Source organism: Mesorhizobium caraganae (genome assembly GCF_016836705.1).
Classification (GTDB): domain Bacteria; phylum Pseudomonadota; class Alphaproteobacteria; order Rhizobiales; family Rhizobiaceae; genus Mesorhizobium; species Mesorhizobium caraganae.
In genome coordinates this window covers 320,475-343,580 of record NZ_JAFCGY010000003.1, presented here as the reverse complement: position 1 = coordinate 343,580, position 23,106 = coordinate 320,475, and the positions used below count along the sequence as shown (strand labels likewise).

Here is a 23,106-nt window from a genome sequence, read left to right as displayed (position 1 = left end):
GAGTAGCCAGCAAGAATTGCGAGCAAGGGCATGGCCGGGCAGGGCGAAGAGACGAGCCAAAATCTGACGGGCGTCTGGAACGGGCTTTATTTTTATCCGCGCGAGCTTGCACCCGTCTCCTTTGTTGCCACGCTGATCGAGACGGCAACCAGTTTGACGGGGATGACCCACGAACCGGCGAGCCCGGCGACCGGCACAGTGAGATACGCAACCCTGCAGGGGCAGCGCGACGGCAACGCCGTCTCCTTCATCAAAACATATGACAATGCCGGATCGAACGTGGATCCGATCGACTACAGCGGCATTCTGAACGGCGATGCCACCGAGATCGCGGGCACCTGGCGCATCCTGGGAAGCTGGTCCGGCAAATTCCTGATGATCCGCTCGCCAGGCAAAGTCGCTGCCGTCGCCCGCAAGGTGGCGGAGCGGGTCTGAGCTGTATCTGCCTGGTTCGCCTTTTCAATCATCGATATTTCATTAGCCGGCTTCTCCCTTTTCATTGCTTTCGTTTTGGGTTACAAACAAGAAAAACGAAAACGGGAGGTCCTCAGTGTATTTGTCGTCGCGTCATGCCGAAATCATCCAGATGGCCAAAGACCATGGCCGCGTGCTGGTCGACGATCTGGCCACGCATTTCAATGTGACGCCGCAGACCATCCGCAAGGATCTCAACGATCTCTGCGACCAGCGGCTGCTGTCGCGCATCCATGGCGGCGCCTTGTTTCCGTCCGGCATCGAGAACATGGAGTACGAGGCGCGGCGCAAGATCGCCGCCGACGAGAAGGAGGCGATTGGCCGCGCGGCGGCCAGGCTGATCCCCGACAACGCCTCGTTGTTCATCAATATCGGCACCACGACCGAGTCGGTCAGCAAGGCGCTGCTCGATCACACCGGGCTCATGGTCATCACCAATAACATCAATGTTGCCAACAGGATGCGCATCTATCCTTCGATCGAGGTGGTGATCGCCGGCGGCGTCGTGCGCGGCTCCGACGGCGGCGTGGTCGGCGAGGCGGCCGTCGATTTCATCCGACAGTTCAAGGTCGATTATGCGGTCATCGGCGCCTCGGCGATCGACCATGACGGCGCGTTGCTTGATTTCGACTTTCGCGAAGTGAAAGTGGCGCAAGCCATCATCGCCAATGCCAGGCATGTCATCCTGGTGTCCGACCAGACCAAGTTCGAGCGCACCGCGCCGGTTCGCATCGGACATCTGTCGCAGGTCAACACCTTCATCACCGACCGTTGCGACATCCCTTCGGTGCGCAGGATCTGCGAAGAGGCGGAGGTGCAACTGATCGAAACGTCGCTCGGATAGCGGTGTGATCACGGCGCTGCGACATTTCGTTTGACATTCGTTCTGATTTCGAAATAATCCCGATACGGTTTCGTAAAAACCTAAAAATGCTGCAATGCGAAATCGCGGGAGGGGCTTTGTGGACGCAATCCATGACATCTTCGTCATCGGTGGCGGCATCAATGGCTGCGGCATCGCCCGCGACGCCGTTGGGCGAGGCTTTTCGGTATTTCTGGCTGAGATGAACGATCTCGCCAGCGGGACCTCCTCCGGTTCGACCAAGCTGATCCATGGCGGCCTGCGCTACCTCGAATTCTATGAGTTCCGCTTGGTGCGCGAGGCGTTGATGGAGCGCGAGGTTCTGTGGAAGAACGCGCCGCACATCATCTGGCCGATGCGCTTCGTGCTGCCCTATGCCAAGGGCCTGCGTCCGGCATGGCTGATCCGGCTCGGCCTTTTCCTCTATGATCATATTGGCGGCCGCAAATTGCTGCCGGCGACCCGCACACTCGACATGGCCAAGGACCCGGCCGGCAAGCCGCTGAAGCCGCTGTTTCACAAGGCGTTCGAGTATTCCGACGGCTGGGTCAACGATGCCCGCCTGGTGGCGTTGAACGCGCGCGACGCCGCCGACCGCGGCGCCACCATCCGCACCCGCACGAAGGTGGTCTCGGCGCGGCGCGAAGGCGATATCTGGGCGATCCGGCTGGAAGATCTGGCGACAGGAAAGACCGAAGAGGTCAAGGCCCGGCTGCTGGTCAATGCCGCCGGTCCGTGGGTCGACCATGTGCTGTCGACCGCTGTCGGCCAGAACGACGTGCACAATGTCCGCCTGGTGCAGGGCAGCCACATCGTTATCAAGAAGAAGTTCGACGATCCGCGCGCATACTTCTTCCAGAACAAGGACGGGCGCATCATCTTCGCCATTCCCTATGAGGAGGAGTTCACGCTGATCGGCACCACCGATCGCGACTATCCCGGCGATCCGCATGACGTGAAGATCAGCGACACCGAGATCGACTATCTCTGCGCGGCGGCAAGCGAATATTTTGCTCAAGCCGTGACGCGCCCGGACATCGTCTGGACCTATTCGGCGGTGCGCCCGCTCTACGACGACGGCGCCTCGAAGGCGCAGGAAGCGACCCGCGACTATGTGCTGAAGGCCGATGGCGGCGAGGGCAAGGCGCCGATCGTCAACGCTTTCGGCGGCAAGATCACCACCTATCGCCGGCTGTCGGAATCGATGCTGGAAAAGATCGAAGGGTTTCTCGGCAAACGCGGCAAGCCATGGACGGCGAACGCGTCCTTGCCGGGTGGCGATTTCCCGGCCACCGGCTTCGACGCCCAGGTGGCGAAGCTGAAGAGCGCCTATCCTTTCCTCGACCAGCGCCTGGCGCGGCGGCTGACCAGGCTCTACGGCACGCGCGCGCAAGTGCTGCTCGGCCTTGCCAAGTCGAATGCCGATCTCGGCCGCACCTTTGGTGCCGATCTCTACGAGGCCGAGGTGCGCTACCTCTGCGAAAACGAATGGGCGCTGACCGCCGAAGATGTATTGTGGCGCCGCACCAAGCGCGGCCTGCATTTCAGCCGCGAGCAGGTGTCGGCCCTCGACGAGTTCATGCGCGGCATCAGCCAGCGCCATGTCGTGGCAGCGGAATAGGGAAGGCGATTGATGCACAAAGCCTGGGAGGAGGCATCATGCTGGAACTGAGAAACGTGACGAAGACGGTCGGTGCGGCGGAGCACATCCGCGACGTCTCGCTGACGCTTCAGCACGGCTCGCTCAATGTCCTGCTCGGGCCAACGCTGTCGGGCAAGACCAGCCTGATGCGGCTGATGGCCGGGCTCGATGTGCCGACCTCCGGTTCGGTCTGGTTCGACGGCCAGAATGTCACCGGCATGCCGGTGCAGCAGCGCAAGATCGCCATGGTCTACCAGCAGTTCATCAATTACCCCGCGATGACGGTCTATGAGAACATCGCTTCGCCGTTGCGCGTCGCCGGCACGGATCAGGCCAAGATCGACAAGGAAGTGCGCAACGCGGCAGCGCTTCTGAAGCTGACGCCCTATCTCGACCGCACGCCGCTCAGCCTGTCCGGCGGCCAGCAGCAGCGCACCGCGCTTGCCCGCGCGATCGTCAAGAACGCCAGCCTGGTGCTGCTCGACGAGCCGCTCGCCAATCTCGACTACAAGCTGCGCGAGGAATTGCGCGCCGAGCTGCCGAAGATCTTCGCCGCCGCAGGCACCATTTTCGTCTATGCCACGACCGAGCCGCACGAAGCGCTGCTGCTCGGCGGCAACACGGCGACGCTGTCCGAGGGACGCATCACCCAGTTCGGCCCGACCATCGACGTCTTCCGCAAGCCGATTGACCTGGTGACGGCAAGGACCTTTGCCGACCCGCCGCTCAACACCATCGTGCTGGCCAAGAAGGGCCCGGATTTCCTGCTCGAGGGCGGCGTCAAGCTGCCGGTGCCGGCCGAGCTTTCCGGCATCGCCGACGCGAATTATACGATCGGCTTCCAGCCGCATCATCTCTCGCTCGAGCGGCCCAACGCCGCCGCCGTGCCGGTCCGCGCCAAGGTGACGATCACCGAGATCACCGGTTCGGAAAGCTTCATCCATCTCGATTTCGCCGACGCGCGCTGGGTCATGCTGACCCATGGCATCCGCGATTTCGAGCCCGACGCAGAGATCGAGGTGTTCATCGATCCGCGCCACATCATGGTCTTCGACAGCAACGGCAGCGCCGTCGCCGCATCGAAGCTGGCGGCTTGAGGAGGAAGCGATGGCGCGCATCGACGTCAACCATGTCCGGCACTCCTACCTGCCCAACCCGCAGAAGGATGCTGATTTCGCTCTGAGGGAAGTGCACCACACTTTCGAGGATGGCGGCGCCTATGCGCTGCTCGGGCCTTCCGGCTGCGGCAAGACCACGCTGCTCAACATCATTTCGGCGCTTTTGCACCCTTCGCACGGCGAACTGCTGTTCAACGGCAAGGACGTCACCAATTTGTCGACGCAGGAGCGCAACATTGCGCAGGTGTTCCAGTTCCCGGTCATCTACGACACCATGACCGTCTACGACAATCTGGCCTTCCCGCTGCGCAACCGCGGCGTGCCGGAAGCCGATGTCGACCGCAAGGTGCGCGAGACGCTGGAGATGATCGATCTGGCGTCATGGGCGAAGAAGAAGGCGAGGGGCCTGACCGCCGACCAGAAGCAGAAGATTTCGCTCGGCCGCGGCCTGGTGCGCTCCGATGTCAACGCCATCCTGTTCGACGAGCCGCTGACCGTCATCGATCCGCATATGAAGTGGGTGCTGCGCTCGCAGCTGAAGCAGCTGCACCGCCGCTTCGGCTACACCATGGTCTATGTCACCCATGACCAGACCGAGGCGCTGACCTTCGCCGACCAGGTCGTCGTCATGTACGACGGCGGCATCGTCCAGATCGGCACGCCGGCCGAACTGTTCGAGCGCCCGCGCCACACTTTCGTTGGCTATTTCATCGGCTCGCCCGGCATGAACGTCATGCCGGTGGCGATCGAGGGCAAGACCGCGACCATCGGCAGCCAGCGCATCGAGCTGCCCGGCGCGCCCAAGACTACCGCTGGGAAGACAGGAACGGGCACCATCGAACTCGGCATCCGGCCCGAATATGTGAGGCTCGGCCGCGACGGCATGGCGGTGAAGATCAGCAAGGTCGAGGATCTCGGCCGCCACAAGGTGGTGCGCGCCAACCTCGAAGGCCGCGAGATCGCTGCCGTCATCGGCGAGGATGAGAGCGTGCCTGCCGAGCCGAAGGTGCGCTTCGACCCGGCCGGCATCAACATCTATGCCGATTCCTGGCGTGTCGAGATGGGGGCATAGATGGATAAGACCTGGAACAACAAGGCCTGGTTCCTGGTGCTGCCGGTTCTGGTGCTGGTGGCGTTCTCGGCCGTCATCCCGCTGATGACGGTCGTCAACTACTCGGTGCAGGACACGTTCGGCAACAATCAGTTCTTCTGGGCCGGCACCGAATGGTTCGAGGAACTGCTGTCCTCTGACCGCTTCTGGGAAGCGATGGTCCGCAACCTGGTCTTCTCCTTCATCATCCTCGCCATCGAAGTGCCGCTCGGCATCTTCATCGCGCTGAACATGCCGAAGAAGGGCTGGGGCGTTCCGGTTTGCCTGGTGCTGATGGCGCTGCCGCTCTTGATCCCGTGGAACGTGGTCGGCACCATCTGGCAGGTGTTCGGCCGCAACGACATCGGTCTGCTCGGCTATTACGTCAATGCGCTCGGCATCGACTACAATTACGTCCAGGACCCGTATGACGCCTGGGTCACCATCATCATCATGGATGTCTGGCACTGGACCAGCCTTGTCGTGCTGCTTTGCTATGCCGGCCTGGTCTCGATTCCCGACGCCTTCTACCAGGCGGCCAAGATCGACGGCGCTTCGCGCTGGGCGGTGTTCCGCTACATCCAGCTGCCAAAGATGCAGCGCGTGCTGCTCATCGCCGTGCTGCTGCGCTTCATGGACTCATTCATGATCTACACCGAGCCCTTCGTCGTCACTGGCGGCGGCCCCGGCAATTCGACGACCTTCCTGTCGATCGACCTCGTCAAGACAGCACTTGGCCAGTTCGACCTCGGTCCGGCGGCGGCGATGTCGCTGGTCTACTTCCTGATCATCCTGTTGTTGTCGTGGGTGTTCTACACCGTGATGACCAATTACGACGCGGAGCGCTGAGATGAGCGGCGCCAATGAGAGAGCTGACCGAGTGAGCGAGACGACAGCCGAGGGCAAACTGGCGAGCACGCTCTCGCAGGACCAGGTCGCCCGGCTGATGCGCAAGCGCGGCGAGGAATCGCGCTGGTGGTGGATCGTGCCGACGGTCTACATCATCGTGCTTTTGCTGCCGATCTACTGGCTCATCAACATGAGCTTCAAGACCAATGCCGAGATCGTCTCGTCGCTGACGCTCTATCCGCATGCACCAACGATCGCCAACTACGTCACCATCTTCACCGACGCCTCCTGGTATTCGGGCTACATCAACTCGATCACCTATGTCGTCATGAACATGGTGATCTCGGTGGCGGCCGCACTGCCGGCGGCCTACGCCTTTTCGCGCTACCGCTTCCTCGGCGACAAGCATCTGTTCTTCTGGCTGTTGACCAACCGCATGGCGCCGCCGGCGGTGTTCGCGCTGCCGTTCTTCCAGCTTTATTCGGCCTTCGGCCTGATCGACACCCATATTGCGGTGGCGCTGGCGCACTGCCTGTTCAATGTCCCGCTGGCGGTGTGGATCCTCGAAGGCTTCATGTCGGGCGTGCCGAAGGAAATCGACGAGACCGCCTATATTGACGGCTATTCCTTCCCGCGTTTCTTCGTGAAGATATTCATGCCGCTGATCGCCAGCGGCATCGGCGTCGCCTGCTTCTTCTGTTTCATGTTCTCATGGGTGGAACTGTTGATCGCGCGCACGCTGACCACCACCGATGCAAAGCCGATCGCCGCTACGATGACCCGCACGGTCTCTGCCGCCGGCATGGACTGGGGCCTGCTCGCCGCCGCCGGCGTGCTGACGCTGATCCCCGGCGCGCTCGTCATCTGGTTTGTCCGCAACTACATCGCCAAGGGCTTCGCCCTGGGGAGGGTGTGACCATGAATCTCGACCTCACCTGGATGGCGTGGACGTGGCCAACGGCGGCGTTCTTCGGCACCATTCTTTTCCTGCTGTGCGGCATGGCGGCCTGGGAATTCGTCTCGCCGGGCGGCAATCCCCGTGTCGGCGTGCTGCGCTTCGAGACGACGCGCGGCGATCGCCTTTTTCTTTCGCTGCTTGGCAGCGCCTTCATCCATCTCGCTTGGCTGGGTCTTGTCGGATCCAACCTGTGGTGGGCTCTCGCTCTCTCCGTGGTCTACGCCGTCGGCGTGTTCCGCTACGTATAGAGGGGGAAACTGTTGGAGCGACCGCGTGCCGGCGGCCGCTCCAGATCGCACTTGAAACCTAAATGTGGAGGAAACCTATGCGACGGCAATTTTTAACATCAACAACCGCCCTTGTCCTGTTGCTCGGGGCAGGCAACGCCTACGCCGGAATGGACGAGGCAAAAGCGTTCCTGGACAAGGAAATCGGCCCGCTGTCGACGCTCTCGCGCGCCGACCAGGAAGCCGAAATGCAGTGGTTCATCGATGCCGCGAAACCTTTCGCCGGCATGGACATCAAGGTCGTCTCCGAAACCATCGCCACCCATTCCTATGAATCGCAGGTGCTGGCGCCGGCCTTTTCGGCGATCACCGGCATCAAGGTGACGCATGACACCATCCAGGAAGGCGACGTCGTCGAAAAGATCCAGACCCAGATGCAGACAGGTCAGAACCTCTATGACGGCTGGGTCAACGATTCCGACCTGATCGGCACCCACTGGCGCTACCAGCAGGTGCGCAACCTGACCGACTGGATGGCGGGCGACGGCAAGGATGTCACCAACCCGAACCTCGACCTGAAGGATTTCATCGGTACCTCCTTCACCACGGCGCCGGACAAGAAGCTCTATCAGCTGCCCGACCAGCAGTTCGCCAACCTCTACTGGTTCCGTTACGACTGGTTCAACGACGAGAAAAACAAGGCCGACTTCAAGGCCAAGTACGGCTACGACCTCGGCGTTCCCGTCAACTGGTCGGCCTATGAAGACATCGCCGAGTTCTTCACCGGCCGCGAGATCGACGGCAAGAAGGTCTATGGCCACATGGACTACGGCAAGAAGGATCCGTCACTCGGCTGGCGGTTCACCGACGCCTGGCTGTCCATGGCCGGCAATGGCGACAAGGGTATCCCGAACGGTCTGCCGGTCGACGAATGGGGCATCAAGGTCGACGAGAATTCGCGTCCTGTCGGCTCCTGCACGGCGCGCGGCGGCGACACCAATGGCCCGGCTGCCGTCTATTCGATCCAGAAGTACCTCGACTGGCTGAAGGCCTACGCTCCGGCCGAAGCACAGGGCATGACCTTCTCCGAATCCGGCCCGGTTCCGGCGCAGGGTGCGGTCGCGCAGCAGATCTTCTGGTACACCGCCTTCACCGCTTCGATGGTCGACGCCGGCGCCAAGGCGGTGATGAATGACGACGGCACGCCGAAGTGGCGCATGGCGCCGTCGCCGCACGGCGTCTACTGGAAAGACGGCATGAAGCTCGGCTATCAGGACGTGGGTTCCTGGACGCTGATGAAGTCGACGCCGACCGACCGCGCCAAGGCCGCCTGGCTCTACGCGCAGTTCGTGACGTCGAAGACCGTCGACGTGAAGAAGAGCCACGTTGGTCTCACCTTCATCCGCGAGAGCACGATCCACGACAAGAGCTTCACCGAGCGCGCTCCGAAGCTCGGCGGCCTGATCGAGTTCTACCGCTCGCCGGCCCGCGTCCAGTGGTCGCCGACCGGCACCAACGTGCCTGACTATCCGAAACTGGCACAGCTCTGGTGGCAGGCGATCGGCGATGCCTCATCCGGCGCCAAGACGGCGCAGGAAGCCATGGACTCGCTCTGCGCCGAGCAGGAAAAGGTCATGACCCGCATCGAGAAGTCGGGCGTCCAGGGTGACATCGGCCCGAAGATGGCCGAAGAGCATGACCTCGCCTACTGGAACGCCGACGCGGTCAAGAAGGGCAATCTCGCGCCTCAGCTGAAGATCGAGAACGAGAAGGAAAAGCCGATCACCATCAACTACGACGAACTGGTGAAGAGCTGGCAGAAGTAAGCTTGGCATACGCGCCAGGATCATAGTGAACGGGGAGGCGGCATCGTGCCGTCTCCCCTGTTTGTATAAGCGAGCTACCGGGAGGACTAATGACCGGATACATCCTTGCGATCGACCAGGGCACGACATCGACCAGGGCGATCCTGTTCGACGGTGAGATGAAGGTTGCCGGCAGCAAGCAGCAGGAATTCACCCAGCATTACCCGGCCTCCGGCTGGGTCGAGCACGACCCGGAGGACATCTGGGCGACCGTCGTCGCCACGGTCAAAGGCGCGCTGAAGGCCGCCGGCCGCGAGGCGTCCGATGTGGCGGCGATCGGCATCACCAACCAGCGCGAAACCGTCGTCATCTGGGACAAGGCGACGGGCGAGCCGATCCACAATGCCATCGTCTGGCAGGACAGGCGCACCGCGCCGCTCTGCCAGAAGCTGAAGAATCAGGGGCTGGAAAAGACATTCACCAAAAAAACCGGTCTGCTGCTCGATCCCTATTTCTCCGGCACCAAGATCGCCTGGATGCTGGACAAGGTGAAGGGCGCCAGAAAACGCGCCGAAAAGGGCGAATTGCTCGCCGGCACCATCGACAGTTTTTTGATCTGGCGGCTGACCGGCGGCAAGGTTCACGCAACCGACGCCACCAACGCTTCGCGCACGCTGGTCTACAACATCGAGAAAAATGTCTGGGACGACGAGCTGCTCTCCATCCTGCGCATCCCGGTCGCGATGCTGCCGCAGGTCAAGGATTGCGCCGACGACTACGGCGTGACGGAGAAAAGGCTGTTTGGCGCCGGGATAAAGATCCTCGGCGTGGCGGGTGACCAACACGCGGCGACCATCGGCCAGGCCTGTTTCGAGCCGGGCATGATGAAATCGACCTATGGCACCGGCTGTTTTGCGCTGCTCAACACGGGCGCCGATCTGGTGCGCTCGAAGAACCGGCTGTTGACCACCATCGCTTACCGGCTGAATGGCAAGACCACCTATGCGCTGGAAGGCTCGATCTTCATCGCCGGTGCTGCCGTGCAATGGCTGCGCGACGGCATCAAAGTAATCGGCAAGGCCGAGCACAGCGGCGTGCTGGCGGCGACCGCGGACCCGACGCAGAATGTCTATCTGGTGCCGGCTTTCGTCGGGCTGGGCGCGCCGCACTGGGACGCCGAGGCGCGTGGCGCGATCTTCGGCCTGACCCGTAATTCAGGCCCGGCGGAGTTCGCCCGCGCCGCACTCGAATCCGTCGCCTACCAGACGCGCGATCTGCTCGACGCGATGCGCAAGGACTGGAAAGGAGCTTCGGCCAAAACCGTGCTTCGCGTCGACGGCGGCATGGTGGCCTCCGACTGGACGATGCAGCGACTGGCCGACATTCTCGACGCGCCGGTCGACCGTCCGACCATCCTGGAGACGACGGCGCTAGGCGCCGCGTGGCTTGCCGGCTCGAAGGCGGGTGTGTGGCCGAAGGCGAGGGATTTTGCCAGGAGCTGGGCGCTCGAGAGGCGCTTCAAGCCGGACATGGATGCCACCGTTCGTTCGGCAAAACTGGCGGGCTGGCGCGATGCGGTGCGCAGGACGCTAAGCGCGCAATAGATCGGCGGACCGCGAAATGATTTGGTTTTGCTGAGCGAGGGGGCATGACAAGTCCAGATTGGTATCCTGCTTGGCGCGACGAGGCTATCGACCAGCTGAACGCGAAGAACAAGCGACTCGAGGGCGACTTCAACCTGGGTAACTGGTCCCGCTACGACTATGATCTGACATCCGGAAAGCTTCTCTTTTCAGACCAGAACATCGTCAGAGTTGTCGCCGAAATCCAGATTGCAGGTAGCACCAGCGCGAAGGCCAGCAACTGGCTTTGGGCCTGGTCGAACTCAAACCTGCCTAGCGAACTGCTTGTCGACGCAAAGCTGGTTCGATCGTTCGGAGAGAAGAACGGCATTAAGGAACTGGCGCAGGCCTATGTGACGGATGCTCAAGACGATCTGGAAGTGCTCGGTTGGGAATTGTCCGCGACCATGGTTCGAATTTGCGGCGCTCTCGGAGTTTATCGGTCTCCACGCGGAGAAGGCGGTGGCCTCTATTTGATCTTGAAGACCATTGGCTGGGCGAGTTGAGCTGAACCGCCGGCTTGTGACAAGCCATACAGAAAACCCGCGCCATCTCGGCGCGGGTTTTTACTCATACTCGTCAGCTACTCATTCTTGGATCAGTACGGCGAATTGCACTGCTGTCTGCCGCCGTAGTTCGGCTGGAAGGTGTTGTCCGAGGCGCGGTAACTGCGATAGTGGTCGTAGCACCACTGCACATGGGCGTTGCCTTCGTAGACGCGGTTGTTCTCGCTGTTGACGATTGCGCCGGTGATCAAGGCGCCAGTGGCGAAGGCAGCCAGCGGGAACCAATAGTCGCCATGACGACGGTAGCCGCGGTGGTAATCGCGATAGCCGCGATGGCCATTCCAATAGGCCCCGCTATCATTGTTGCGGGCAAAATTGCGGTTGCCGTTGAAATGGCGCTTGCCACGACGCCACTGTTCATACCGCTCAGGATGAGACTCGCCGACCTTCACGATATCGGACGACGTCGTCGTTGCCTGCGGGACGAACATCTGCGCGGCGTCAGCCGGCAGGATCGCCGCGGCCGCGAATGAAACTGATAGTGTGGTCGCCAGCAGACCCGTTGCGATCTTGTTCATGATCTTCTCCTGAAAGGGTGGTTGACGTCCCTTGTGGGGAGTGAACGGCTCGACGGTGCGATGGTTCCAGCCAAAACATTAAGTTGCTGATTTGTAATGTTTCTCCAATGAACCGGAGAAGAAAAGACCATCTCACACGCCTGCAGATTTTGAAGCGGCGACCTCATTGCGGGAGCGGCTCACCGGGCGTCCTGCCAAGGCAATTTGCAGGGCGTCAGGCGATGGCGGAAACCTCGGTGAAAGCGCCATCTTTTTCCGGTTGACCGGTCGCGGCACTCTCCCTATGTTCCGCGCAATTTCGAGGGCGGCCTTTAAAGCCCGCGGGAGCGCGTAGCTCAGCCGGTAGAGCAACTGACTTTTAATCAGTAGGTCTCGGGTTCGAACCCCGACGCGCTCACCAAATTATCAAGCACAGGCGGATAGTATTTCGCTTCCGAAACGGTGAAGGTCGGTTTCCAGACGGGCTAACCATAGGCTAACAAAAAGCCCGCCAGTGTGAGCCGGGCGCCGCCAATTGCGGTGCCAGTTCTTTCCTGCGACAATCGGCAGGTACACGCGACAAAAGGGGATGGGGCAGTGAAGGATCTCATCCATTGGTTGTTCAGCGTGGACTGGCTCAACTTCGCGGGGGTCTTCGCGACTGTGATCGCCCTTGGACTGTCGCTGCACTTTTTGGCGACGTCAGTTTCGCCCAATCATCACGGCGATGGTTGAGACGCACCACGTCCGGATCGATCCCGGCAAAGAATATCAAGCTTTTCATCAGCGATCAGACAGCGCTTGAGGCGGCGCTCGGCGCCGGCGCCAACGACGAGAACAAGGGCCTTTGGTTGGCTTGTTTCGAGCCTTCCAGGGTGATCCGACTCCTCCACAACGGTGCTCGGACGTCATGCTCTTTTGGTCTAACCCATAGAGATCCGCGTCAAAGCTTTTGGATCGCGCAGGCGGAGTTTCCGATTGAGATCGAATATGAAAGTTGGTTCGGAAAAAAATATCCAAGAGAGGTGAACGTCTTGCAGATCGCCGATTCTGACAGTTTTACAGGCGGTATGTGGGGACCACCCAAAACACTCGCAGTAAGCCTGCGGAGCTGACAAAAAGCCCGCCACCGTGAGGCAGCGGGCGCTAGTTCGGGAGGTCGGGCAGCCCCTTTGCCCGCAAAAACAACGGTACGCCTCGCTTAGCTGGATAATAAGCTCGCGCCGGTTGAAGCTCTGCATATTCAAGCTGCGTGACTTTTCTGCCACAGGAAAGCCCGCCTGAGGCAGCCCCTCGGCATCCGGTGCCGGTACCAAGTCTTTCCTGCGAGTATTGAGGTTCACGGGAGGGGGAAACGATGTCCAAGACTCAACCGATGTTATTGAGCGGAAAAACCCTAGCTCCGCTGGTAGATGATTTGCCCGCCGCCGTGAGGCATCTGTGAATTTTGTCACAGACGCATCGAGCTAATCGGCGTAGGCTACGTGCAGTTTCCTGCAGCGGTGAAGGGAGTGCTCCGATGCTTGTGAACCTTCCTATGCTTGTGAATCTTCCTCTTGTCGCAGTTGGTCCGCTCGCCTATTGGCTCCGTCATCGAGCCGGGCAGAAGGCGCTGTTGAAGGCAACGGACGAGTTGAGCGAGTCACCAGACGACATGCTCAGCGACATCGGGATTTCCCGTGACGACATCACGACGTTTGCGTTCCGCAGCTCGGCATCGAGACGTAGGGGCTGAGCAACGAAAAAGCCCGCTACCGTGAGGCAGCGGGCTACCTAAGCTTTGATTCCCACCGATCGGCTTGCATAAGATGCGCGAGGACCCTCCTGATCGTGTCAGCCCTCGGATCGGGCCACGATTTTAGGTGGAGTGTAAGGTGGTAGGCGCAGTCGGCTATCTCTTTGTTGGCCATCTTCGACTTGCCTGAGCTCTGAATGTTTTTGGCATAGGTGACGGCTGCGTCCGATTCCGTGTCGCTGGCTTCGCTGATCATAAGGCAACACTCGAACAGCACGAGGAACAGCGCGTGATTGGCGTCTTGATGCTGAACCTCAATTCTAGCGACACCATCTGCCATTAGAAGCTCCCCCATCCAATCTTGGCTCACCAAAGCTAAACAGAGCGGTGCAAAAGCGAAAGGCCCGCCACCGTGAGGCAGCGGGCTTAGGCATCTAGCATCTTGCCTACTTCTATTGCAGGCGGCGGTTACCGCTAATCTCCAGATCGATCAAACGACGCTTGCCTTGTACCCTGCCAAAATTAGCGCTCGTAGCTCAATCTAGGAAAGAGCGGGACCTCCCGGAGGCAGATGCAGGTTCGAGCCCTGCCGAGTGCACCAATTTACTTCAGTTGTGGTCTGGCTGTTCCGGCGGGTCGCCGCTGTCGAACTCGCCGTCTTCGAACCAGACCGATGGGTCAACTTTCCCCGAGAGCCGCTGGTCAATATGGTTCGTCCAGCCGAGCGACGGCTCGCCTTCCTCCCTGTGGTGCGGCTCGTCCAGCACGTCGCCCCCATGCTCGTTTTCGGCCTCGCGTTCGTCATGGCCTGGGAGCGTGGCGCGGGAGCCCGCCCAATCCTCTTGCGAGTTGCTGCCGTAGTGCGCGACCGTTAATTCGCCGCTGCGGCCCCATGGGCTTTCCCGCGACGTTGGATGGCGTTCGATAGCGCCCATCATGGGCTCCTCGTCGCCACCTTCCTCGTCGTCGCTGTTGTCCATTTCGAGGTCGAGCGCGTCACCAGCCGGAAGGTTCGGCGCAAGGTATGACGCTAAGCCATGTCCGTCCCGCTCCGTCCATCCAAGTGACGGCTCGTCGTCGGCCGTCTCCTCCAGATCGCAATCGGCTTCCATGAGGTCGAGTGCCGTTATCAGGCTCCTAGCACGGTCTAGGAGATCGTTCAGCCGATTCTCGACCGACTGCCGCCAATCGCTCGGGTTCATCCCCGGCGGTATGCCAAGGGGCTTTAAGGTGGGCGTGTGCGCGTTCATGACTGCACCACGATGACGAGCCGAGCAAGTGATCAATCTGAACGCGATACTTGCCGCCTGCCTGCACGATCGAACCAGGCGAGCATGGCTTCATCACTAAGCCCAGCTATGTCGAATATCATTTGTCCCGAATTCTGCGCTGCGAGCAGATCACAAAATGCGTCGATGGCTGGTACTTCACGCCTAAGCCGGCGGTCTCCGACGCGCTTATGAATCGAATGCGCCAGGGGATAGTGGACTCGGATTTCACCGCCAAGATGGTCCTGAAGTATTTCGAGGCCAACAAGGACCGCTAGCGCTTCTTCTTCGGCGTGATCTCCTCGATCTGCACTTGGTCGCCGATCTCCTCGGGCTTCCGCGATCACACCATAGGCTAACGCGATCCCGGCAGTTCAAAATACAACTACAAGCGGTCGATTCCTTTAGGGATGTAGCCGCTCCCATCAGAGGTCCGTCGCGTGGGGGCACGCGGCGGACTGCTGGTGGCCGGCGGCGCGGCACTTGAGCATCGCCAGGCGACGCTCGCGTTTGTTTAGGACTCCCTAATGTAAGAACGTGTCTTGCACGATTCGGGAACGGAGGGAGCCCCATTCTACAATAGGTTATATCGGCGTATGATCTCTCGCCAGCCGGCACCTATTTGCCGGTTAGGCCCGGTGGTCAAAACCCCCAAGCCCCCCGCCTTGACCGCTGGGCCGCTAGTAGTCTCGCCAGCGCGCGCTCGCCGCCGCGGTCTGGCGCTACCGGCAGCGCGACATGATCGGCATGGCCTCGTGCTTCGTAAATGGCAGCCGGTCACCGTCCTTCTGCTGCCAGTACGGTAGCAGGGTATAAGCGAGCTTGGCGGTTGACCCGCCCCTGACGTTACGTCAAGAATCAGGTATCGCTTGAGTTGCGGCGGACCTGATTACCCGTCCGGCCGGCGCTGATCAGGCAGCTCGCGGCCCGTCTGTTAGTGTATCTTGGCGGCGGACCCATTTTCCGCCATGGCCGGCGCCCCCGCCTAAGGCCTTGCGGCGCCGGCCATCTTCACCAGCGTTCGCTGCCGACCATCGTCCAAAAGGCTGTATTCCCACAACTCTAGCGAGAGCGGTACACTCACTACTCGGCGCGCTTCCCTCAAAGCGCTGTCGCTATAAGGTTCGGCGCCCTCTGGTTTGTTCAGCGTCAAAAGGAGGGCGCCGGGCCTCCTTGGCCCTTGACGACAACTGCCTGGCAAGGCTTGTCGGGCATCATCGGCCGCCTTCAGATGAGACACCACCGTCCCGACGGGTAGGCTCGGCAGTGTTAGGTTTTTCTTCGGTTCTCTTCGTCCAAAACTTATAGAAAAGCGCGAATGACAATAGGAAATATCCAACCTGGAAAATGATCAAAATCAGCAATGTCCACGCAAGCGACTTCCAGAACGAATCCGTTGCTAGATAAATCCAGATCGCCACCACGGTCGACGTGGCGAACATCCCGATCAGGAATCGCGGAAAAAACATTTATGTTCAATGCCGCCCCATAACTGGACCGACCGGTCTCTCGCGTCTGCTCCCCAGAAGCATTTAAGGTTTCACTAAATTAGTAATTGCGCAAGCGCCGTGCTGAGGTGATGCGCTCTTGGTCCTATTTTCGTTTTATTGCGGCCATTCTGGTCGGTGATGTCCTTGACCGTCTTGGCCCTACTGCTTCCTGTGAGGTCATGGCCAGCGAGCCCGCTTGTCAGCCGAGCCGACATGTAGGATTATTATCCTTGCGGCGAACCCCTTCAACGGAGATCGCCAATGGCCAGAACCAAACCTTCCAAGCAGCTATCGCAGGATGAGATCGAGCGCTTCCTCGCGGCAGCAGAGGCGCTGCACAAGAGCATCATCGGTCCCTCCTGGCATACCACAGCGAGCACTACCAAGCGCTTCGTGAGGTCCACGGACCGCTGCTGAAGTCGATTGAGATCATCACAGGCAAGAGGGCGCCGTTCATCCAGCCGAACGGGACAGGGCCAGCGCAGCCGCCTACGTCTGGGTAGACCGATCGGCTTTATTGCGTGATTGCTAATATGCCGTTAGCGTCAGCGACGTGGGTGGGCTTAATACCTTCCCGCAGTGGCCGGTGCGGTCCGCAACCCGAGCACCCCAGCTGCGCCGGCCATTCCCCTTGGGTAGCGCTGGCATGCCTTGCGTCTTTGTGCCCAGCGACTTTGGGCATTCAGTCTCATTGAGAGATTGCTAATATGCGATAAAATACGTTTCAGAGCGAGGTTTTCTGGGCTCGCTTAGCCGGTGCAGTGCGGGTCTGGGGTTAACCTGCACCGGCTATTCTCCTACGGCTGAGGTGCAAGGGATACCGCGCTTATTAGCTCGCCCTTATCTTGACGCCAGCGCCCACCGCGCCAGAATCTGGTCATGGCTAGGGGTAATATCAAAGTAGGCGATGAGGTCGCCGTCACCGCGGTTGTGCGCGGTCGGGTGACACCCGACCGCATCAGCGTGACGATCCCCTCCTATGCCTTCCCGCATTCGGTTGTCGATTCGACTTCGAAGGCAGTGATCGGGCAGCACATGGAATTGACCGGCCACGTCAGGCGTGCTGGTTGCGCACTTAATGCCGCCGCGCGGACACTGTTAGCAGGAAACGGGTGGCTACGGTCGGCTCTTGGCTCACAAATATACAATCACCTTGCGCCGCAAAATGTGGCCGGCTGGTTGTTGCCGAACCGCAGGCCGGGGTGCAAGTTTCGCGTGGCATATCAGTTCGAGGGTGACGCCAATGCTTATGCACCGAATTTACAGGCACCGAACTATTTCGATGACGGCAGCGATCTTATTTGCCGCGACCGGCTTAGCCGACGCCCGGTCGGACACGCGCAAGATGAGTTGCGAAGAGCTTCAACAGATGATCCAGAGCCAGCATGCGGTGGTGCTGAGCACCGGGCCGAACACTTACGACCGCTATGTCCGTCAATTCGGCAATGAGTGCGACTGGCCGCAGATGCCGATGCCGGCCTATGTCCAGACCCGTGATGGCCGCTGCCCTCTCTGCCGCTGCGGCGTGCCGGTTGGCCGCGTCCCATGATGGTGAGTGCCGCCGATCGCGCACCGGCAAAAGCGGCTTCCTCTAATGGCTCGCTCTTCGGAAAAGGCGAGCCATTTTTTTGAGCCGGCGGCCTGTCTGCAGTTCACTCCTCCACCGGACTCCTGATGGGGATCAGGAAGTAACTTGGCCGGGCTTGAGGATTTGGGGTTCCTCGCCCGGCGATCCTTCTTTTCAGCAGTTGAAGAACTGGTGTCTTCACACCAGAGGATGGGGATTCACAGATTCGCGGTTTCGATCTAGAATCTTGGCATGGAACACACGTTCGACGACATCGCTGCCGCCCTCAGGGAGCCACGCACAGACCTTTGGGCGCCTGTCCTACGGCGCAAGGTCGCCCTTCACGCGATGAAACTCGGGCAAAACTGAAATCAGATCTGGATAGCAGTGCCTCTGCCGGTGCCCGCGTACATCGATATCAGCCCATCATTGACGAGACGCCACAATGCTCGCGCTGTTGGATATCGCGAGCAAAGCAGGAGCCCATGGCCGATCAAGCGAGCGGTGGCGCGTTCAAGTGCCGTCAATGTGGGTATGAGCTGCCCTTCGAGCCTTAAAAAGCCCGCCACCGAAGCAGCGGGCCAGACTTAGCAGCGTGATAAATTACAGGCCTTGCCGGCCCGTGATGGCGCGCCAGTGTGGTCTGCTTATTTTGCCGGGGATTTGTAGGAAGAAGCGATTTTTCCCGCCTTCTCTTGGGCCGCCTTGAACTCTGCGCCCGTGTATGCTCGCACGGTTTTGATATTCGATACTGCTCCCGATGCGCCGACGACGAGAAGTGCGGGGATCAGGTCAGCACCGTCGCCGAATTCCGTGATTGCCATCCAGTCAGTTTCACCCGTCGTGACGTAGAAAGAATGCAGTTTCCCGCCTGCTGCTTCAAAGATGGCACGGGCCGCCTTTTCTCGGTTCGACGGATTGTCAATCATTCCACTCGCTGCGGCGGCTGAATAGGACCCTGTGACTATGAACGTTGGCATATGACATCCTCCCTCGATAATCGGCAGACCTGGTGATCTGCCGAATATTCAGTTTTATCGATACAAGGGTCGGTTCCATTGCGGGGTACATAGCCCGTGCTGAGCACCCAGTAGCGGGCTTCTGCTGTTGGATTAAGGTCTGACGTTACCGTTTTGGTTCCGAAATCGTCGATTGGACATTCCGCATTTCACCAATCGACATGTGACGTTAACCCAGATCGTTTTCGGCGCTGCTCAGCCGCAGGACCTTCCCTCCGTCTCCTTCCATCGCCTCGAGGCGATAGCTCCTCAACCCCAGTAGGAATGGCCGGTGCGGGGGGTTGCTTGGGCAAGCAGGCGCACCGGCCATTGCGGGTTTGGAATTCGGGGGTCCCCCGCACTGCCTAAGCTATAGGCATATTAGGAATGACTCAATTACGACTGAAGTCCCTGGGACGTACGTCGCCCTATAAGCGTGGGCGCGACGCGTTTTCCTCAAAAATGGCTGAGAGGTCTATCTCATCATGAAACTGGGCATGAGGGTCGAAGGCCAGCCAAGACGCATGAGATCGAAGCTCTCGGAGGCGCGCGCTCTTTGCGAGTTGGACCTGGTGTTGTTCCTCCTCAAACGGAGAAATAGCCTTGTCACGAGGGTTCATGCGCACACCCGATTGGCGCCATACCCTGATTGAACGATTGAGCGTAGAATTAGGTTCCTTTAGCCCGCCAGAGCGATGCCATGACCGCTGTTCGCACCGTATGAGTCGGCTGCTGCGCCTCACAGCCTCGAAGCAGCCGCTGTTGGGTGCGCTTTTTTGGCTTTGATCCGGGACGAAGAAGGCTCATCTGATCTCCTGAGAACCTCTTGCGGCTCGGTCTATTAGAACATGCTTGTATTTCCCCTGAAGTGAGATCATCCTTTGCAGGCGCGCGGAGGGGGGCCGCCAGGTCAACGGTGGAAAGGGGTACGTCATGGAAACAGTTTGCTCCGTCCCCGGCGGGATTTGTTTCTTGTCGGTTTTCGTCAGTGTCACGATGGCGTTTGTCGTCTTGGCGCCATTCGCAGCCACGCGCCTGCTGGTGTTGAGGATACGCGAGCGCTCGGTCGGGCACCTTCAACCCCGCCTGAATGTGTTGGCAGCGTCCCTCTCGTCTGCTGCGAGCCGCTTGAGCCCTGCCTTTGGCTCCTGGATATCGTCACAGCACTGGCCGATGGCAGGCGAGTGATCGCCTTGCCGCTCGCGGCGTCGCGTCGTAGTGCTTGCATTCGTTTTAGTGTTGAGCCCTGACTTTTAATCAGCAGGTCATGGGTTCGAACCCCCTCACGCTCGCCATTTCTACTCGCAAAATGACCAGACGAACCTCGCGCCTGCATCGGCCCAGAGCGCAGCTTCCAACCTTGTCGCCACACCCGCCGCTGGCTAAACTCGGGCCTTCCAGGGGAGGGTTCGAACATGGCACTTCAGCTTTCGGCGGATGCTGTAGCTCCTAAGGCGGCGACACCTCAGAAGTATCTCTTCGGCCCGGTCGCCGATTTCCTCATGCTGGGCGGCAGCGCTTTTCTCATCCTGCCGGTGCTGTTTCTCGTTCCGCTCGAGTATGAGGGTCCGGTAGCCGCAACGATGGTCTTCGTGGCCTATCTCGTGAACTATCCCCACTTCGCCCACTCCTACCAGCTTTTCTATCGCAATTTCACGCGCAAGGTGTCCGGCGACGGCTACGACAGGAGCCTGCAACTCCGCTACATCTTTGCGGGCATTGTCGTGCCCCTGGTCATGGCCGGGTTCTTTGCCTATGGCGCGGCGGCGGCGAACACGCGGCTGCTCGGCTATGCAACCAACGCCATGTTCTTTTTCGTCGGCTGGCACTACGTCAAGCAGGGCTACGGCATGCTGATGGTGGACGCGGTGCTCAAGCGCAAATTCTTCGACGACCGCGACAAGAAGGTGCTGCTTGTCAACTCCTATGCCGTGTGGATCCTGGCGTGGCTGCAGACCAACACCGCGGTCACCCAGGGTAAATATTACGGGCTGGACTATTACACATTCGCCGCCCCTTCCTGGATTGCCGACATTGCCCTGCTGGCGGCCGTTGCGTCGACGGCGGCCACGCTTTGGATGTTGGTCAATCGCTGGCGAAAGAACGGCGGCGGTCTGCCCTATAACGGCCTGGTGGCCTACGTCGCGTCGCTCTATCTCTGGATCCTGATTGCCAGAATAAACCCGCTCTGGCTGCTCATCGTGCCTGCGCTCCACTCGCTGCAGTATCTCGCCGTGGTCTGGCGCTACCAGACAAACGTCGAGCGTGACAGCTCCGATGCCGAAAGCGATCCGCAGCCGAAGGTCCTGTCCTTTCTCGGCCCTCTCTACAGGTTCCGGCTCCTCGGCTTTATCGTCGGCGGCACCGCCCTTGGCTATCTCGGTTTCTGGCTGATCCCGTCCGCGCTGACGGCTTTGATCCCCTATGACAGGCAAGTCCTGGGATCATCGCTGTTCTTCTTCATCGTGCTGATCTTCATCAACGTGCATCATTATTTTCTGGACAATGTGATGTGGCGCCGTGGCAATCCGGAGGTGTCGCGGTATCTGTTCCGCTAGCCGTCAGGAGCCGCCGAACACCAGCGAGACATTGCCGCCGGCGTGGCGCTCGATGCGGCCGGCAAGGTCGAGTTCAAGCAGCACCATCGACACCTGGGCGGCGTTGAGGCCGGTGTGGCGGATGATTTCATCCACCGCCACCGGAGTCGGCCCCAACACTTCGAGGACGCCGCTGCGCTCGTCCTCGCCGGGCGGCGGCGTTGCCGAAAAGTCGGGCGCCTTTTCCGAGGACGCCGCCATGGGCGACCGCGTGCCGGCCAAAGGCGCGATCGCGCCCGAAACATCGGCCGCCTCGGTGACGAGAGTGGCGCCATCCTTGAGCAGGCCGTTTGAGCCGGCGCAACGCGGATCGAGCGGTGAACCTGGCACGGCAAAGACCAGCCGGCCCATTTCGCCGGCCAGGCGCGCGCTAATCAGCGAGCCGGAGCGTTGCGCCGCCTCAATCACCACCAGTCCGAGGGCCGCACCCGCGACAAGCCGGTTGCGGCGCGGAAAATCCTGCGCCCGCGGCTGCCAGCCGAACGGCATCTCCGAAATAACGGCGCCGCCACGTTCGGCTATGTCGTCGCACAAGCCGGCATTTTCGGGCGGGTAGGGGACGTCGAGCCCGCCTGCCAGCACCCCAATCGTGCCTGTCGAGAGACTGCCCTGATGTGCCGCCGTGTCGATGCCGCGCGCCAGGCCTGACACAATGGCATAGCCGTCGCGGCCAAGATCCGTCGCCAGCATGCGCGCCATCTTGATCCCGGCGAGCGACGCGTTGCGGGCGCCGACAATGGCAACGGCCGGCAGGCGGAACACCGCGGCCTCGCCTTTCATGGCAATCAGCGGCGGCGGATTGTCCATATTCTTGAGCATCGGCGGGTAGTCGGCCTCGCCGATGCCGACGAAGCGGGCGCCGTTCTCGCCGGCCGCCTCCAGTTCCGCTTCGGCCTCGGCGATGGAGGGAATGCGGACGATTTTTCTGGCGCCGCCCGAAATCATCAGCTCGGGCAGCATCTCGAGCGCTGTCTCGGCCGAGCCGAAGCGGTTGATCAATTCGCGAAAAGAGGCCGGGCCGACATTTTGCGTGCGGATCAGCCGCAGCCAGCTCAGCCGCTGCCGGTCGCTGAGGCGCGGCCCGGCGGCAGGCTTGCTCATCCCTTGGCTCCAATCTTACCCTCGGTGCCGGCAAGCAGGCGCGAAATGTTGGCGCGGTGTTTTACAATGACGATCAGGCTCATCACCACGAACAGCCCGGCGACCTCAGGCGTGCTCAGGAAATACAGCGCAATCGGCACGATGACCGCTGCCGTCAGCGCCGCCAGCGACGAGTAGCGGAAGACGAAAGCCATCGCCAGCCAGACGACGATGAAGATCAACGCCACATGCCAGCCGAGCGCGATCAGCACGCCGAGATAGGTCGCCACGCCCTTGCCGCCCTTGAAACCAAGCCAGACGGGAAACAGATGGCCAAGGAAGGCGCCGAGGCCTGCCCAGAGTCCAAGGCCGGCCCACGGTCCGAAGTCGTGCCCATAATGGCGCGCGATCATCACCGCCGCCGTGCCCTTCAGCGCGTCGAGCACCAGCGTCGCGGCGGCCAGGCCCTTATTGCCGGTGCGCAGCACATTGGTGGCGCCGATATTGCCGGAGCCTATCTTGCGCACGTCGCCGAGACCGGCGGCGCGGGTGATCAGCAGGCCAAAGGGAATCGAACCCAGGAGATAGCCGAACAGCAATGCCAGGATGACGTTGTAACTCATTGTTTCCCCCCGCATTTCCCTGGCAGCAGATCGACGCG

23 protein-coding genes and 2 tRNA genes are annotated in these 23,106 nt (G+C 60.6%); 18 read left to right on the top strand and 7 right to left on the bottom strand.

From position 1 onward, the window contains the following. The first annotated feature begins 30 nt into the window (after positions 1-30). The 11 genes from JQK88_RS11620 (at position 31) to JQK88_RS11570 (ending at position 11,153) form a co-directional block, all read left to right on the top strand. Positions 31-435 (top strand): hypothetical protein, encoded by a 405-nt coding sequence (locus tag JQK88_RS11620; protein WP_192253776.1) that lies wholly within the window; start codon positions 31-33, stop codon positions 433-435. Between the two features lie 115 nt (positions 436-550). Then, positions 551-1,318: a DeoR/GlpR family DNA-binding transcription regulator gene (locus JQK88_RS11615; protein ID WP_192253778.1), complete on the top strand. Its 768-nt coding sequence runs from the start codon at positions 551-553 to the stop codon at positions 1,316-1,318. A gap of 94 nt (positions 1,319-1,412) precedes the next feature. Next, positions 1,413-2,957, top strand: a complete 1,545-nt coding sequence (gene glpD / locus JQK88_RS11610) for a glycerol-3-phosphate dehydrogenase (protein WP_210328163.1) — start codon at positions 1,413-1,415, stop codon at positions 2,955-2,957. Positions 2,958-2,995: 38 nt separating this feature from the next. Then, positions 2,996-4,075 (top strand): ABC transporter ATP-binding protein, encoded by a 1,080-nt coding sequence (locus JQK88_RS11605; RefSeq protein ID WP_192253782.1) that lies wholly within the window; start codon positions 2,996-2,998, stop codon positions 4,073-4,075. A 10-nt stretch (positions 4,076-4,085) separates the two neighbouring features. Beyond that, complete coding sequence (locus JQK88_RS11600; RefSeq protein WP_203278367.1) at positions 4,086-5,168, top strand: ABC transporter ATP-binding protein; 1,083 nt, start codon at positions 4,086-4,088, stop codon at positions 5,166-5,168. After that, positions 5,169-6,035, top strand: a complete 867-nt coding sequence (locus JQK88_RS11595) for a carbohydrate ABC transporter permease (protein WP_192253786.1) — start codon at positions 5,169-5,171, stop codon at positions 6,033-6,035. Position 6,036: 1 nt separating this feature from the next. After that, positions 6,037-6,951: a carbohydrate ABC transporter permease gene (locus JQK88_RS11590; protein ID WP_192253788.1), complete on the top strand. Its 915-nt coding sequence runs from the start codon at positions 6,037-6,039 to the stop codon at positions 6,949-6,951. Positions 6,952-6,953: 2 nt separating this feature from the next. Then, the gene (locus JQK88_RS11585) at positions 6,954-7,241 is read left to right on the top strand and encodes a DUF2160 domain-containing protein (protein ID WP_192253790.1); all 288 of its coding nucleotides are present in this window, start codon (positions 6,954-6,956) and stop codon (positions 7,239-7,241) included. A 77-nt stretch (positions 7,242-7,318) separates the two neighbouring features. Further along, positions 7,319-9,046 carry an ABC transporter substrate-binding protein gene (locus tag JQK88_RS11580; protein ID WP_192253792.1) on the top strand — a complete coding sequence of 576 codons (1,728 nt, stop codon included), beginning with the start codon at positions 7,319-7,321 and terminating at the stop codon, positions 9,044-9,046. An 89-nt stretch (positions 9,047-9,135) separates the two neighbouring features. After that, a complete protein-coding gene (gene glpK / locus JQK88_RS11575) occupies positions 9,136-10,629 on the top strand; it encodes a glycerol kinase GlpK (RefSeq protein ID WP_192253794.1) in 1,494 nt (497 codons plus the stop codon). 44 nt (positions 10,630-10,673) lie between these two features. Beyond that, positions 10,674-11,153 carry a DUF6882 domain-containing protein gene (locus tag JQK88_RS11570; protein ID WP_203278366.1) on the top strand — a complete coding sequence of 160 codons (480 nt, stop codon included), beginning with the start codon at positions 10,674-10,676 and terminating at the stop codon, positions 11,151-11,153. Positions 11,154-11,245: 92 nt separating this feature from the next. Here the strand turns inward: JQK88_RS11570 and JQK88_RS11565 are convergent, their stop codons facing one another. Continuing rightward, complete coding sequence (locus JQK88_RS11565; protein WP_192253798.1) at positions 11,246-11,731, bottom strand: BA14K family protein; 486 nt, start codon at positions 11,729-11,731, stop codon at positions 11,246-11,248. 324 nt (positions 11,732-12,055) lie between these two features. On the opposite strand from JQK88_RS11565, the gene JQK88_RS11560 reads away from it, so the two are divergent. The 3 genes from JQK88_RS11560 to JQK88_RS11550 all read left to right on the top strand — a co-directional run bounded on the left by JQK88_RS11560 (position 12,056) and on the right by JQK88_RS11550 (position 12,825). Next, positions 12,056-12,131: transfer RNA gene (locus JQK88_RS11560), tRNA-Lys, on the top strand. A 176-nt stretch (positions 12,132-12,307) separates the two neighbouring features. After that, a complete protein-coding gene (locus JQK88_RS11555) occupies positions 12,308-12,445 on the top strand; it encodes a hypothetical protein (RefSeq protein WP_203278365.1) in 138 nt (45 codons plus the stop codon). Continuing rightward, on the top strand, positions 12,442-12,825 hold the full coding sequence (locus tag JQK88_RS11550; RefSeq protein ID WP_203278364.1) for a hypothetical protein: 384 nt from the start codon (positions 12,442-12,444) through the stop codon (positions 12,823-12,825). Before JQK88_RS11555 ends, JQK88_RS11550 begins: the two co-directional genes overlap by 4 nt. A 654-nt stretch (positions 12,826-13,479) precedes the next feature. On the opposite strand, the gene JQK88_RS11545 is transcribed toward JQK88_RS11550, so the two are convergent. Continuing rightward, positions 13,480-13,785, bottom strand: a complete 306-nt coding sequence (locus JQK88_RS11545) for a hypothetical protein (protein ID WP_203278363.1) — start codon at positions 13,783-13,785, stop codon at positions 13,480-13,482. Between the two features lie 185 nt (positions 13,786-13,970). Between JQK88_RS11545 and JQK88_RS11540 the strand changes: the two genes are divergently transcribed. Beyond that, positions 13,971-14,046 (top strand) — tRNA-Arg (locus JQK88_RS11540). 7 nt (positions 14,047-14,053) lie between these two features. On the opposite strand, the gene JQK88_RS11535 is transcribed toward JQK88_RS11540, so the two are convergent. Further along, positions 14,054-14,695: a hypothetical protein gene (locus tag JQK88_RS11535; protein WP_203278362.1), complete on the bottom strand. Its 642-nt coding sequence runs from the start codon at positions 14,693-14,695 to the stop codon at positions 14,054-14,056. Positions 14,696-15,927: 1,232 nt separating this feature from the next. Then, positions 15,928-16,155 (bottom strand): exopolysaccharide production repressor protein, encoded by a 228-nt coding sequence (locus JQK88_RS37905; RefSeq protein ID WP_512699809.1) that lies wholly within the window; start codon positions 16,153-16,155, stop codon positions 15,928-15,930. A gap of 309 nt (positions 16,156-16,464) precedes the next feature. Here JQK88_RS37905 and JQK88_RS37150 point away from each other — a divergent pair, with 309 nt between their 5' ends. Both JQK88_RS37150 and JQK88_RS11520 read left to right on the top strand, forming a co-directional pair. Further along, a complete protein-coding gene (locus tag JQK88_RS37150; RefSeq protein WP_312037264.1) occupies positions 16,465-16,620 on the top strand; it encodes a hypothetical protein in 156 nt (51 codons plus the stop codon). Between the two features lie 865 nt (positions 16,621-17,485). Then, on the top strand, positions 17,486-17,752 hold the full coding sequence (locus tag JQK88_RS11520; protein WP_203278361.1) for a hypothetical protein: 267 nt from the start codon (positions 17,486-17,488) through the stop codon (positions 17,750-17,752). A gap of 665 nt (positions 17,753-18,417) precedes the next feature. Here the strand turns inward: JQK88_RS11520 and JQK88_RS11515 are convergent. Further along, positions 18,418-18,699, bottom strand: a complete 282-nt coding sequence (locus JQK88_RS11515; RefSeq protein ID WP_246501615.1) for a GYD domain-containing protein — start codon at positions 18,697-18,699, stop codon at positions 18,418-18,420. A gap of 1,484 nt (positions 18,700-20,183) precedes the next feature. On the opposite strand from JQK88_RS11515, the gene JQK88_RS11510 reads away from it, so the two are divergent. Further along, positions 20,184-21,326, top strand: a complete 1,143-nt coding sequence (locus tag JQK88_RS11510) for a hypothetical protein (protein ID WP_203278359.1) — start codon at positions 20,184-20,186, stop codon at positions 21,324-21,326. Positions 21,327-21,329: 3 nt separating this feature from the next. On the opposite strand, the gene dprA is transcribed toward JQK88_RS11510, so the two are convergent. Both dprA and plsY read right to left on the bottom strand, forming a co-directional pair. Further along, positions 21,330-22,466 (bottom strand): DNA-processing protein DprA, encoded by a 1,137-nt coding sequence (gene dprA, locus JQK88_RS11505; RefSeq protein WP_192253813.1) that lies wholly within the window; start codon positions 22,464-22,466, stop codon positions 21,330-21,332. Continuing rightward, positions 22,463-23,068, bottom strand: coding sequence for a glycerol-3-phosphate 1-O-acyltransferase PlsY (gene plsY, locus JQK88_RS11500; protein WP_192253815.1), 606 nt, complete (start codon positions 23,066-23,068; stop codon positions 22,463-22,465). Before plsY ends, dprA begins: the two co-directional genes overlap by 4 nt. Positions 23,069-23,106: the final 38 nt, after the last annotated feature.

What these genes read in the sequence shown, in the direction of transcription:
- JQK88_RS11565 (WP_192253798.1), bottom strand. Translation starts at nt 11,731, where the DNA reads ATGAACAAGATCGCAACGGGTCTGCTGGCGACCACACTATCAGTTTCA.
- JQK88_RS11520 (WP_203278361.1), top strand. Translation starts at nt 17,486, where the DNA reads ATGACGGCAGCGATCTTATTTGCCGCGACCGGCTTAGCCGACGCCCGG.
- JQK88_RS11535 (WP_203278362.1), bottom strand. Translation starts at nt 14,695, where the DNA reads ATGAACGCGCACACGCCCACCTTAAAGCCCCTTGGCATACCGCCGGGG.
- JQK88_RS11590 (WP_192253788.1), top strand. Translation starts at nt 6,037, where the DNA reads ATGAGCGGCGCCAATGAGAGAGCTGACCGAGTGAGCGAGACGACAGCC.
- dprA (WP_192253813.1), bottom strand. Translation starts at nt 22,466, where the DNA reads ATGAGCAAGCCTGCCGCCGGGCCGCGCCTCAGCGACCGGCAGCGGCTG.
- JQK88_RS11570 (WP_203278366.1), top strand. Translation starts at nt 10,674, where the DNA reads ATGACAAGTCCAGATTGGTATCCTGCTTGGCGCGACGAGGCTATCGAC.
- glpD (WP_210328163.1), top strand. Translation starts at nt 1,413, where the DNA reads ATGCGAAATCGCGGGAGGGGCTTTGTGGACGCAATCCATGACATCTTC.
- JQK88_RS11605 (WP_192253782.1), top strand. Translation starts at nt 2,996, where the DNA reads ATGCTGGAACTGAGAAACGTGACGAAGACGGTCGGTGCGGCGGAGCAC.
- JQK88_RS37150 (WP_312037264.1), top strand. Translation starts at nt 16,465, where the DNA reads ATGGCCAGAACCAAACCTTCCAAGCAGCTATCGCAGGATGAGATCGAG.
- plsY (WP_192253815.1), bottom strand. Translation starts at nt 23,068, where the DNA reads ATGAGTTACAACGTCATCCTGGCATTGCTGTTCGGCTATCTCCTGGGT.
- JQK88_RS11510 (WP_203278359.1), top strand. Translation starts at nt 20,184, where the DNA reads ATGGCACTTCAGCTTTCGGCGGATGCTGTAGCTCCTAAGGCGGCGACA.
- JQK88_RS11620 (WP_192253776.1), top strand. Translation starts at nt 31, where the DNA reads ATGGCCGGGCAGGGCGAAGAGACGAGCCAAAATCTGACGGGCGTCTGG.
- JQK88_RS37905 (WP_512699809.1), bottom strand. Translation starts at nt 16,155, where the DNA reads ATGTTCGCCACGTCGACCGTGGTGGCGATCTGGATTTATCTAGCAACG.
- JQK88_RS11515 (WP_246501615.1), bottom strand. Translation starts at nt 18,699, where the DNA reads ATGATTGACAATCCGTCGAACCGAGAAAAGGCGGCCCGTGCCATCTTT.
- JQK88_RS11545 (WP_203278363.1), bottom strand. Translation starts at nt 13,785, where the DNA reads ATGGCAGATGGTGTCGCTAGAATTGAGGTTCAGCATCAAGACGCCAAT.
- JQK88_RS11600 (WP_203278367.1), top strand. Translation starts at nt 4,086, where the DNA reads ATGGCGCGCATCGACGTCAACCATGTCCGGCACTCCTACCTGCCCAAC.
- JQK88_RS11595 (WP_192253786.1), top strand. Translation starts at nt 5,169, where the DNA reads ATGGATAAGACCTGGAACAACAAGGCCTGGTTCCTGGTGCTGCCGGTT.
- JQK88_RS11585 (WP_192253790.1), top strand. Translation starts at nt 6,954, where the DNA reads ATGAATCTCGACCTCACCTGGATGGCGTGGACGTGGCCAACGGCGGCG.
- glpK (WP_192253794.1), top strand. Translation starts at nt 9,136, where the DNA reads ATGACCGGATACATCCTTGCGATCGACCAGGGCACGACATCGACCAGG.
- JQK88_RS11580 (WP_192253792.1), top strand. Translation starts at nt 7,319, where the DNA reads ATGCGACGGCAATTTTTAACATCAACAACCGCCCTTGTCCTGTTGCTC.